General features: G+C 45.8%; 11 protein-coding genes. All 11 read left to right on the forward strand.

Annotated features, from left to right (window positions below; all coding sequences use genetic code 11):
* Positions 1-48: 48 nt before the first annotated feature.
* The 11 genes from R7R78_RS13335 (at position 49) to R7R78_RS13385 (ending at position 12,357) form a co-directional block, all read left to right on the forward strand.
* Entirely contained in the window at positions 49-1,005 is a 957-nt protein-coding gene (locus R7R78_RS13335; RefSeq protein ID WP_025768661.1) for a LacI family DNA-binding transcriptional regulator, read from the forward strand.
* Positions 1,006-1,273: 268 nt separating this feature from the next.
* On the forward strand, positions 1,274-2,269 hold the full coding sequence (locus tag R7R78_RS13340) for a TRAP transporter substrate-binding protein (RefSeq protein ID WP_225473769.1): 996 nt from the start codon (positions 1,274-1,276) through the stop codon (positions 2,267-2,269).
* 58 nt (positions 2,270-2,327) lie between these two features.
* On the forward strand, positions 2,328-2,891 hold the full coding sequence (locus tag R7R78_RS13345) for a TRAP transporter small permease (protein ID WP_025768663.1): 564 nt from the start codon (positions 2,328-2,330) through the stop codon (positions 2,889-2,891).
* Positions 2,888-4,168, forward strand: a complete 1,281-nt coding sequence (locus R7R78_RS13350) for a TRAP transporter large permease (protein ID WP_225473771.1) — start codon at positions 2,888-2,890, stop codon at positions 4,166-4,168. Before R7R78_RS13345 ends, R7R78_RS13350 begins: the two co-directional genes overlap by 4 nt.
* A 524-nt stretch (positions 4,169-4,692) precedes the next feature.
* On the forward strand, positions 4,693-5,667 hold the full coding sequence (locus R7R78_RS13355; protein ID WP_017820104.1) for an ester cyclase: 975 nt from the start codon (positions 4,693-4,695) through the stop codon (positions 5,665-5,667).
* A 49-nt stretch (positions 5,668-5,716) separates the two neighbouring features.
* Positions 5,717-6,712, forward strand: coding sequence for an ester cyclase (locus R7R78_RS13360; protein ID WP_017634491.1), 996 nt, complete (start codon positions 5,717-5,719; stop codon positions 6,710-6,712).
* Positions 6,705-8,438 (forward strand): sodium:solute symporter family transporter, encoded by a 1,734-nt coding sequence (locus tag R7R78_RS13365; protein WP_206970575.1) that lies wholly within the window; start codon positions 6,705-6,707, stop codon positions 8,436-8,438. The genes R7R78_RS13360 and R7R78_RS13365 overlap by 8 nt, the downstream gene beginning before the upstream one ends.
* Before the next feature lie 217 nt (positions 8,439-8,655).
* On the forward strand, positions 8,656-9,663 hold the full coding sequence (locus R7R78_RS13370) for a LacI family DNA-binding transcriptional regulator (protein WP_005374731.1): 1,008 nt from the start codon (positions 8,656-8,658) through the stop codon (positions 9,661-9,663).
* A gap of 146 nt (positions 9,664-9,809) precedes the next feature.
* Positions 9,810-10,454, forward strand: a complete 645-nt coding sequence (locus tag R7R78_RS13375; protein WP_005383444.1) for a recombinase family protein — start codon at positions 9,810-9,812, stop codon at positions 10,452-10,454.
* On the forward strand, positions 10,451-11,635 hold the full coding sequence (locus R7R78_RS13380; protein WP_225473773.1) for a multidrug effflux MFS transporter: 1,185 nt from the start codon (positions 10,451-10,453) through the stop codon (positions 11,633-11,635). Before R7R78_RS13375 ends, R7R78_RS13380 begins: the two co-directional genes overlap by 4 nt.
* A gap of 77 nt (positions 11,636-11,712) precedes the next feature.
* On the forward strand, positions 11,713-12,357 hold the full coding sequence (locus R7R78_RS13385; RefSeq protein WP_017820098.1) for an START domain-containing protein: 645 nt from the start codon (positions 11,713-11,715) through the stop codon (positions 12,355-12,357).
* Positions 12,358-12,474: the final 117 nt, after the last annotated feature.

Raw genomic sequence — 12,474 nt, forward strand, 5'->3', positions numbered from 1 at the left:
AGGAGTATCACCATTAAAGCGAAAGTAACTTCGATCGACGTCGCGAAGATGCTCGGCGTCTCTCAATCGACGGTATCTAGAGCATTCAGCCCGACTGCGAGTATTAGCGAGAAGAAACGCAAAATGGTGATGGATGCCGCAGCTAAGCTCGGATACACACCGAATGCCATCGCCCGAGGTCTGATTTCGAATCGTTCAGGCTTAGTGGCGATTGCGTTAGATAGCGAATCAAACCCAATGTACGACATGCAATCTCGTGCTTTGGCTGTCGAAATTCAAAAGCGAGGCGGACAAGTTGTGCTTTGCCCTATCGACAAGGACGACCTCGATCTCGCCATTTCACGCGCCATTGAATACCAAGTGGACGGACTCGTTATCGCCACCAGCCGTTTAACCTCACGCGCGTTTGCCCAATGCGAAAAGTTTGGCGTTCATTTAAGCTTGATTAACCGCTACGCCGAGGGTATTAATGCCAATAGCTCTGGTATTGATAACCGATTGGCGGGCCAACAAGCAGCCGAGTATTTAACGCAGAAAGGCGCAAAACAGTGTGCTTATATCAGTGGCGATGCTGGCTCCATGACCAGTGAAGAGCGTTGGCTGGGTTTCTCTTCAAAATTGCAAGAACTCGGCTCCCCGTCACCAACCTTTATCCAAGCCAAGTACAGCTTTGAAGCAGGCTTAGAAGCGGCGAAAGCGATCTTGTCGCACACTAGCAAACCCGATGCAATTTTTTGTGCAAACGACATCCTCGCCATGGGTGTGATGGATGGCTTGCGACAAGCCGGAGCAAAGATCCCCCAAGACTTCTCTGTGATGGGTGTAGATAACATTCCGATGTCTGCATGGCCGAGCTATGATTTGACCACCATTGCTCAACCAGTCGACAAAATTGTTAAACGAGCGGTTGAAGACTTGATGAATCGAATCAACGGCAACCTGGATGCAACTGGCGAATACCTTTTCGAGCAAGGCACCTTGATCGAACGTAGTAGCACCATTTAATAAATCCATTTTTATTCATTCTTCATAAAACAAAATGCCTTGCTTTCGAGTAAGGCATTTTCTGTGATCACGATTAAATTTTCACCAATCGTTATTTAATACCTCATCAATTCATCAATCTTGTTATTGACTTGTTACTTTAATGTTTTATTTTGGATTCGTATGCAAAATGGATATGAATTGCTCAACTAATTTATAAAAACATAAAAAGTTGTGTGACTTGCCAACGAATGCCCATGGCATGTCATACCAGAAACAAGGAAGAACGATGAAGAAAGCAATCCTTACTTCACTTACCGCACTGGGGCTTGCATTTAGCAGTATGAATACGTTTGCAACCAGTGTTATTCGTCTTGCTCATGACAGTCAAGAAACCTCTCCCGTACACAAAGCAATGCTCTATTTCGAACAAGAAGTGGAAGCTCGCTCAAACGGTGAGATAGAAGTTGAAATCTATCCGGCAAGACAAGTAGGCGATGTGCGTGAGACGACTGAACTCGTACAGCAAGGCAACTTACAAATGACGTTTGGTGCGTCAGTTTTACTCTCTCCCTACGTCCCAGAGTTTAACGTGCTCGACGTGTTCTACCTTTTTGATAGCGAAGAGCAAGCACACAAAGCGCTCGACAGTGAGAAGATCGGACAACCATTGTTGAATGCTATGGAATCAAAAGGCTTTCATGGACTTGGCTTTATGGAGGTCGGCTTTCGTAGCGTGACCAACAACAAACAGCCAGTTGATAGTATTGAGGACCTGAAAGGGCTAAAGATTCGCTCGGCATCTAACCCCACTCAAATAAGCGCTTGGAAATCTATTGGTACTGCGCCAACACCTCTGTCTTGGGGAGAAATTTTCACCTCGTTACAACAAGGCCTGATTAACGCTCAAGAAAGTGCTATCTACTCTATTTATGCCGAACGTTTTTACGAGGCACAAAAGTATCTCTCTTTAACTAACCATATATACACCAACTACGTGTTGTTCATGAACAAATCGTTTTGGGATTCACTGCCGGCCGCACAACAAGCGCTGATCAGTGAAGTAAGCAAAGAAACCATCGCAAAACAGCGTGAGCTCGCCGCGCAGCAAAACCGAGAAGTAATCAAAGAGCTCGAAGCAAAAGGCATGACGGTTAACATCGTCCCAGACGAGGTACGCAGCATCATGAAAGAGAAAATGAATGCGGCCGTGTACCAGGACTTGCGCAGTAAAACGGGTAAAGACTTGTTTGACAACGTGATGGCCGAGATAGAACGCCTATAACTCCCACTCTTTTGCACGATCTGGCAACAGGTCGTGCTTTCTCGTTTTGGAGGTGAACATGAAGTGGTTTCGCTTACTAGACAAATACCTAGAACCAACCCTTATCGTTATCGCGATCTCAACGATGACAACTTTACTGTGCTTGCAAATCGCCCTACGCCTGTTCGATGCAACGATCGCGTGGGCTGAAGAGCTGGCTCGTTATTTATTCGTATGGGCGATGTACCTGAGCATCAGCTACTGTATCCGAGATGATCGACACATCCGCATTCGTGTGTTCATCGATAAACTTCCGGGCAATTGGACGCAATTCAGTTTGATTGTCTCTGATCTTATCTACCTTGCCTTTAGTGCAACTGTCGCCTGGTTTGGATTTAAGGTTATAAACCGCAGCCTGCAACTCGGTCAGATTGCACCCGCAATGGAAATTCCTATTGCGTGTTTGTATGCCTCTGTTTTAGTTTGCGCACTATTAAGCTGCGCGCGCCTAGTGACAAGCATTTATCAACGTGTGAACGCGTGCTCCACCAGCAATGAACGAGTTCGCTTTTCTCGCCAACGCTATCGCCATATCAAAGCAAAGTATCGTACTTCTAACCGACTATTGGAGTTTAACGCATGACGTCTGCACTTTTGTTTGGCAGCTTTGGTCTGCTTCTGCTCATTGGCGTTCCGGTCGGTATTGCTCTGGCGGCAGCCAGTATGGTCGCGATATTAAGCCTGCCATTCCTTAACATCGAGTTTTTAGTACAAGGCTTGGTGACAGGGCTCGACTCCTTCCCTCTCCTCGCCGTCGTTCTTTTTACCTTAGCAGGTAACCTTATGAGCCAAGGAGGGATCTCAAAACGATTATTGCATGTGGCGGAGGTCTTCTTTGGCCACTTTACTGGCGGGCTTGGTATCGTGGCCATTGTGGCGTGTATGTTCTTCGCATCCATCTCTGGTACAGGGTCTGCCACTGTTGCCGCTATCGGCCTGACGATGATTCCTTCGATGGTGAAGAAAGGCTACGACCGCAGCTTTGCAGGTGCTTTAATCGCGTCCTCCGGCGGAATTGGCGTCATTATTCCACCCTCTGTGGTGATGATCGTCTACGCGATCACAGCTGAAGTCTCGGTAACTAAAATGTTCATGGCAGGCATCATTCCTGGCTTGGTCGTCGGTATGGTATTGATCGGCTATTGTCTAATTGTGTCAAAAATGCGGGGCTACACAGGTAACGAACGCAAAGCCACTTGGTCAGAGCGTCTTGATGCACTAAAAGAAGCCAGTTGGGCAATGCTACTACCCGTAATCATTCTCGGCGGTATCTATTCCGGTATCTTCACGCCTACCGAATCCGCAGCGATTGGCGTGCTCTATGGCTTATTCTTTGGCATGTTTGTTTATAAAGAGCTCAAACCAGCGCAAGTTGTGAAAATCATTCTAGAGTCGTCACTGTTAGTTGGCGCAGTGCTCGTCATTGTGGGTGCGTCCGTGACGTTTGGCCGCATATTGACGCTAGAGCGTCTGCCGACTGAGATCGCTCAGTTCATTCTATCGATTACCGAAAACAAACTTCTGATACTGCTTTGCATCAATGTCCTGTTGTTGCTCGTCGGTACCTTTATGGAAACGCTGGCAGCGATTGTTATTCTCACACCAATTCTGTTACCCATTACGTCAGCACTCGGCATGGACCCAGTTCATTTTGGTATCGTGATGATCGTGAACTTAGCCATTGGCTTTGTTACGCCTCCTCTGGGTGCCAACCTGTTTATGGCAAGTCAGGTAGGCAAAGTACCGATAGAGTCGCTCTCTAAAGCCATCATGGGTTGGATTGGTGCAATGATAGTGGCCTTGATGTTGATTACCTTCATCCCTGCCATCTCGCTATCGTTACCTGCGCTTTTATCCTGATCGTTGCACTCATAGAGCGCTTATGACTGTTATAGCCACTAGATAAACACCTTTCTAGTGGCTTATTCGTTATCTACTTCCGATTTAATAAAAAAGCCTTTAAGCATTCGTATGCAAAAGGAAAATTTGAAAGATATAAGGATAATTGACACCAAAATAGCTGAATATTAGCGATAAAGTCTATTTGGGTGCCTTGATCTGCATGATTATCAGTTTTGGCTTAATCATTTGTTTCCATTCAAACAGATCAAAATAAATTAAGCGATTAAAAAACAATAAGATATTATGAAATTCATACAAAAAACTTTGACCTCCTTTCTTATTAACACGTCTCGATAAGAGATAGCTTCCATCTCTCCTGTACTTTTTTAGTTTATTTTCCGCTCAATTGTTAAAAACCTGATCATCAGCACGCTATTTAAACAATCGAAAAACAATCCGTTGACAAAATGGCAACATGATATATTTTGAATACGTAATCAAAACATAATTCAAACATAATTATTCAATTACGGAGGTGATTTATGGCCATGGTTGGCTTCGATGAAAAGTGGCGTGATTTTCCCGACTACATTCTTGGTATCACAAAAGAGATTTGGGAAGACCGAGGTTTAAACACCTTAGAACACTACTACTCTCCCGACATTGTTGTGCGTACTCCACTCTCTATCGTTCAAGGAAACGAAGGGGTGATCAGTGCAACAATGGCGACACTGGCCGAGTTTCCCGATCGCACGCTATATGGCGAAGACGTCATTTGGTCAGGCACCCCGGAACAAGGCATGCTTTCTTCTCATCGAATCATCTCTACTGCAACACACAGTGGCAACGGCTTCTACGGGCAAGCCTCGAACCGCAAACTTCGTTTCCGTATTATCGCAGATTGCCACGCTATCAATAACCAAATCAATGACGAATGGTTGGTTCGCGATCAAGCCGATATCGCGAAGCAACTGGGCATGACGTCAGAAGAGTTTGCACGCCAACAAATCGAATTTGAAGGTGGCGTGGAATCAAGCCCATTTCCGTTCACACCTGAAGTCGACATTCCTGGACCTTATTTGGGCGTAGGCAACGACAACGAATATGGTCAGCGATACGAAGCAATTCTCAGAAGCCTTATGAATGCCGAGTTCTCAATAGTACCGAAAGAGTACGACCGCGCTTGCATCGGCGAATACACTGGCGGTCAAACTGCCCTATCACACTCGGAAGTCGATCATTTTTGGATGGCACTTCGTGCGTCTTTCCCAAATGCTCAATTTACCGTTCACCATCGTATTGGCCGAGATGACGACATGATGTCACCACGCGCGGCAATTCGATGGTCTTTGCACGGTAAGCATGAGGGATATGGGATGTTTGGTAAGCCTTCAGGAAAAGAGGTTTACATCATGGGGATCAGCCACGCTGAGTTTGGCCCTTGGGGTCTTCGTCGCGAATTCACTTTGTTTGACGAGACCGCAATCTGGAAGCAAATCCTGCTTCAGCAAGGCTAACGGCTGACTAAACACTATTTATTAAAATCACAGACAGTAAGGAAGCAACATGTCACTCAACATCATCGAACAGTTCTACCAGAACTACTTCAAAGCCGCAGACATCGAGCAAAAACAGGCCGCTCTGCAAACTTTGAACCCTGACGTAAAATGGTGCGTGGCGCACCCTGTGAACGATCTTAATGGCCCAGATGCAACCCACGAATCTTTCCTCTCACCACTTGTTAATGCTTTGCCTGACGCCGAGCGCCGACCAATAATTGTTATGCACGGCGAATACGAAGGCCGCACTTGGTACAACTCTACCGGCTACTTTATCGGTACATTTGAACAACCACTGTTTGGCATCCCAGCAACAGGGAAAACACTCTACTTGCGTTACACCGAAATGGTGTGTGTGGAGAACGACCAAATCACCGAATCTTACATGATCCCAGACTTCATCGACGCGATGAATCAAGCAGGCTGCAACCCTCTTCGTAAAAGCTTAGGTCACGATGGCTTGGTTCCTTCTCCTGCAACTTCTAACGGTATTCAACAATCTGTTGTGTCTTTGGAAGAAAGTGAAAAGAGCGCCCAGCTGGTTGAAGATATGCTGTCTTGCTTGGGTCGTTTTGATGGCAAAGATCTTTTCTCGATGGATTTAGAAAACTACTGGCACAATGACTTCATGTGGTACGGCCCTGCTGGTATTGGTACTACGCGCGGTATCAAAGGTTTCCGTAACCACCATCAAGCGCCATTTGTGTTTGCGTTCCCAGATCGAAGTGTCGATATTGAGGTCAATTTTTTGGCCAAAAATGACTACGTATCCACAGGTGGTTGGCCACATATGCATGGTACTCACACTGGTCACAGTGGCTGGCTCGGTCTTGCCCCAACCGGAAAACACATCGAACTTCGCGTTATGGACATTTGGCGACGCGAAGGCGATTTACTGAAGGAAAACTGGGTGGCGATCGACATCGTTCATATCCTGCTGCAACTTGGCTATGACGTGTTTGCACAAATGAAAGAACAGTTAGAAGGACCTAATTATGCATGAGTTTGGCGCACTTAACTGGAGCATCCTTGGGGGATACATCGCCCTAACGCTAGTACTGGGTGCGGTGATTGGTAAGCGAGTCACTTCAGCTAGCCAATTCGCTTTGGGTGATAAGAGCATCCCTTGGTGGGCGATCGGTATTTCTGTCGTTTGTACTTACGTGAGTGCCATGTCTTTCCTTGGCGGGCCAGCTTGGTCTTACAAAGAAGGCCTGTCGGTTATCGCGATTCACCTCAATTATCCGCTGGTGATCTTCTTCATCGTGGCTGTGTTTATGCCGTTTTTCTACAACAACGGTTTAACCTCCATCTACGAGTATCAAGAACGACGCTTCGGTAAGGCTTCACGACTGACTTTGTCGTTTATCTTCCTTATCAAACAAGCATTGAGCTCGGCAGCCGTACTCTACGCGACAGCAATGATTTTAGAGTTCATTACTGGTATCGACGTGATGTACTGCATCATGATCGTCACTGCAATTGCCCTTATCTACACCGTAATGGGCGGTATCGCGGCTGTCATTTGGACCGATGTGATTCAAGCAGTAATCTTATTTATTGGCGCATTCATCATCATTGAAGCCGTGTGGAATGGCATGCCTGCCCCGATGACGGAGGTCATGGCAGAACTCAAAGCGAAAGGAATGACAGATGCCCTACAAACAAGTTTTGACCTAAGCCAAGTAACGACGGTATGGGCCGGCGTTATCGCAATGACGATGTTCCACACCACCGTGTATGGCGGTAACCAGATGATGGTACAACGCTGTATGGCCGCGAAAAACATGGGCGATGCGAAAAAGGCAATGTTGATGATGGGCTACGTGGCCTTCTTTATTTACTTTGTCTTTATCTTGCTTGGCGTCCTGTTCAACGCTTATTACGACGGTAAAGAGTTTGAAAACGGCAATACCATCATTCTTCATTATGCGAGTGAATATGGAATGCCAGGCTTGATGGGCATCATTGCCGCTGCGATTCTGGCGGCAAGTATGTCGAGTCTCGATTCCGCATTTAACTCAATGGCGACCGTTTCTGTGGCTGACTTTTACAAACGCTTCTACAAGCAAAACGAGTCGGAAGAGCATTACTTGAAGGTATCGCGCTTCTTTACAGTTGCATGGGCAATTTTGGTCATCATTCCAGCAATCATGTTTGCCACCAGCACAGGCTCGGTACTGGAAGTGCTGAGTAAGGCAGGCTCTTACTTTGTCGGTGCGAGCTTCTGTATGTTTGTCCTTGGGTTCTACTCAAAACACATTACTGAAAAAGGCTTGTTGATTGGCGTTGCTGCTAGCTTCTTGGTGATTTGGTATGTAGCCGTTGCGACCGATATTGCGTGGCCTTGGTATTGCGTGATTGGCGTCCTTGTGAATGCCGTTGTCGCCTACGCCGCAAGCCTTCTCCTAACAGGCAAACAGGAAGAAATGCACCTTTACACAATTAAAGGCCAGCAAGCGGAGTACGCTCGTTTAAACAAGCCGATTAAGGAAGATGGATGGTACGTCATTCCTGGTAAAATCGATGCACCGTGTTATGGCTTGCTAGTAATGTTTGTATTCTCACTCGTGATGCTATGGGGAATCAACGCGTTTACCGACAACGCTCCTATGCTGATTAACTTTATGCGTGGCTGCTCTATTCTTGTCGCAACCGCTTGCATCGGATACATGGGGTATTCACTCCTCTCCCCGAAACGTAAAGTTGCAGTCAAACAAGCAAATTAATGTTCTTTACGTAGATACTGTACGTCCAACAAACGGACAGTATCTACGCACTAGATCTAGTGCTAGCTCAAAGCAAACTAAATGGGTTAACCCACATTTTGCTTTTTAACACTCCAAAGCCATTATTCTACTTAGGATACCCCGTCAGAACATTTATGAATACGTACCTATTTATGCTAGTCTTATGACCTCAATTACTGGCAACTAAGTTTTATTCATGAAATCAATTAAACACGTAGTCACATCAAAAGATGTGGCAAAGATGGCAGGCGTCTCTCAATCTACTGTATCGCGCGTGTTTGTTCCGGGTAGCTCAGTATCCGAAAAGACCAAGCAAAAAGTCTTTGAAGCGGCTAAAGCCCTTAACTACCGCCCTAACGCCTTTGCACGTAGCCTGACCACAAACGAATCGAAATTGATAGGTTTAGTGTTTCCTGATGCGGATTACCCTATCCATATGAAAACACTGCAATTAATTTCCAGTGAGTTACAGAAAAAAGGTTATTCTGCCGTATTGATTCCATGGCAAGTGGATGAAGAAGAGGGCCACTCAATCCCAAATATCTTCCAGTATCGCGTCGATGGTGTCATTGCCGCTTCCGCAACCTTCAATAAGTCCCTTTATGAAGAATGTGAAGAGTTTAATATCCCAATTGTTCAATACGCACGAGTTGTTGAAGGTACTAGGAGTAGCTACGTTATCAGTGACAACTACGAAGCAGGCCAACAAGCTGCGCAACTTCTGCACAAAAGTGGCGTGAAGAACGCGGTTTATTTGACGGGAGAAGTGCCAACCTTTACGAATGACGAACGTCAAAGCGGCTTCTGCTCTGAATTTGAAGACCTAACCGGCAAGACGCCACGCATCATTGAAGCCAGCTATGACTACGCGAGCTCACTTGATAAAGTCCGTGCCATACTGGCAGACAAAAATCGGCCTGAAGCGGTGTTCTGTGCAACCGATAACCTTGCGATGGCGGTCATGGATATCGCCCGTATAGAATGCGGGTTGAGCATTCCTCAGGACTTACAAGTCATTGGCTTTGATAATATTCCTCAGACAGAATGGTTAAGCTATCAATTAACCACATTCCGCCAGGATTTCCGTCGCCTCGCTCGCGAGTGCGTGAAGATCATTGTTGATCAAATTAATACGAAAAACGGCAGCCTAGTAAAAATGATGGTGCCAGTGAAGTTAATCGAGCGACAGACAACAAAAGCTTAAATAGCTATAGCCAGCCATTCGGTTGGCTTTTTTATTTGCCTCTGACTCCCAAACGGCTCATTTAGTGTTGTAAGCATTAATGAACCCATGTATATTTATGAGCCATTACACTATATGAACCAAACAAAAAGAGGCTCATAATCCTTATGACCACGTATCTTTACACTCGTTATTCGCCAAAAAATCGAGCTTACCAAGAGCACCTTAATACTCTAAAAGCTTTTGCGCCCGAAGCTCAGCACTTTGAGGATAAGGTTCGTGGTTGCATGCCTCCAACCGAGAGAGAGGCATTCTTACGACTGCTCGATTCCGTCAGAGCTGGGGATACGATTGTGCTCTGGTGGCTGACCGCATTTGGTCGCGACTTTAGTCAAGCATTGAACACGATAAAAATGCTACTCGATAAAGGGGTAACATTGAAAACTGTATGTGAATCAATAACTTTTGATCCAGGTTCTGTTCAAACTCAAACACTACTCACAGTGTTATCTGGATATGGGAAAGTGCAGACTGAACATCGCCTGTTTGCCGCAGAGCAAGGGCGACAGGCCATTAAAGAGCAGCCAGAGTTATGGAAACAGAAGTTTCGCGGCCGCCCCGCAAACAAAACCAAACACCAACAGATCGCAACGTTACTGCTAGAAGGCTACACATTGCAAAACGTAGCAGAGCAATGCGAAGTCAGTCTATCGACTGTGAAGCGGGTCAAAGCAAAGCTAAATGAAGTGGATGACGAAGGCGGCTTAAGATCACGACGCCAAAAAGGTTGTTTGAATGGAGACCAGTCATGAGTCGCCCAATCAACTTTCATACTATACTACTCGCCTGTCTTATTATTAGTGTTGGCCAGTTGAGCATGGGGCTAGTCATGCCCTCTTTGCCATGGATAGCAAAAGACTTTTCCATCTCCCTCGACCAAGCTCAACTACTTGTGAGTATTTATTTGCTCGGCTTTGGCCCCTCTCAATTTATCTACGGGCCAGTGTCAGATGCTTTAGGACGAAAAAGAGTATTACTTACCGGTTTACTCATCGCGATGTCTGGTCTGCTGATGATTATTTTCTTCAGTGACACATATACAGGGATGGTGATGGGGCGCTTTTTACAAGGGTTAGGTACAGGATGCTGCGCGGTACTCGCGAGGGCGTCGACTCGAGATAGATTTAGCGGGGATGAACTCCCAGTGGCAATGTCTTACATCGCCATGGCGGCTTCAATCACGCCACTTATTGCACCTGTGATTGGCGGCTTTATCAACTTCCACTTCGGTTGGAGTATGGTGTTTATTTCTCTGTTGGGCTATGTCTCGCTGGCCTGGGTAATCATCGCCTTTAAGTTCACAGAAACCATCGCAAAACGTTCTGTCATTCCGTCACCCCGAAAAATGTTGTTCCAATACAAGAACTTACTTACGTCTCGTTACTTTATGAGTTTCGCCAGTATCAGTTGGTTAAACTTCAGCTTAATGATTACAACAGTCTCTGTGATGCCATTTATCATGCAAGATCAAATTGGTATGACCTCCGCTCAATACGCGATGTGGGCGCTCATTCCCGCTTTGGGTATGTTATGTGGTACCACGATTTGTAACCGAGTAAGGCCAATTATTGGCAATAAAAAAATGCTGCTCTGCACCCCATTTCTTCACCTCGCTGCCGCAATATGGTTATTTTTCTGTCCTGTTGAGCCTCTATTTCTGATGCTAGGACAGCTATTAATGATCTTGGGTAATGGTATTGCCCTACCTTGTGCACAAGCGATGGTAATGCAACCTTATAAAAAGCAAGCAGGTGCCGCAGCGGCAATGTCTGGTGGTGGACAAATGGTCGTCTCCTCATTGGTCAGCTTAACTCTGGTGCAGCTTGGATTGAGTCAAGCATGGCATCTAGCGATCGTTATCGTAATATTTGCATCGCTTACCTTCACCAACATTCAACGTGGCTTCAGTGCAGAGCAACCTTCAGAACGATAACAAAAAACATACTATTGTCCTTATAGTTACGACAAATCGTATAAACTTAAATTTAGGAAAAGTTGGCGGATACTAACATGATGTTGCATTTAAGAATGGGCGCCTTAACACTCGCCACATTGATATCCGCTGGCACTGATGCGAGCGCCAACGAGAACTGGCAGTTCGAGAGTGACAAGAATGGAATCACAATTTACTCCCGAGAACATAGTGACGGTTTAGTTGAGATCCGTGCCCGGATGTTCACACCCACCAGCTATGGTGCATTTTTAACGCTACTGGAAGACAGTGACAATATCCCGAACTGGATTGACAATGCCAGTCATAGCCGGGTTTTAAATCAGATATCGGCCACCGAGAACATCGTTTACACCCAGTTTAAAGCACCATGGCCTGCCAAAAATCGGGATATGGTCACCTACTCAAAGTACTGGGTCGATGAGCTGGGATTCACGATAGAAATCAAAAGCGCACCTGACTCATATCTTGCTGAACAAAATGGTTATGTTCGAATTCGCTCGGTTGATGCGACTTGGGAGTTACAAAAACTCACAAACGATACAACACTCGTGGAATACAAGGCGTTTGCTGACCCCGGAGGTCTATTGCCAAACTGGCTGATCAACAAACTCTCAAAAGAAAGTGCATGGGCGACATTTAGTAATTTAAGAAAAGAGTTACCTGAATATCAGCAATACTCTCATCCTCAAATAGATGAGTAAGCGTCGCTCTTCCCACTCGCTTTTTAATACGGTACATAATAGTAAATTACCACCTTCTAAAGAAGGTGGCTTTGTGTGAGCCCCCTAAAAGGGGGCCTTTGTTTAGTCCAGCGCCAA

It is taken from the genome of Vibrio sp. 2134-1, assembly GCF_033339495.1.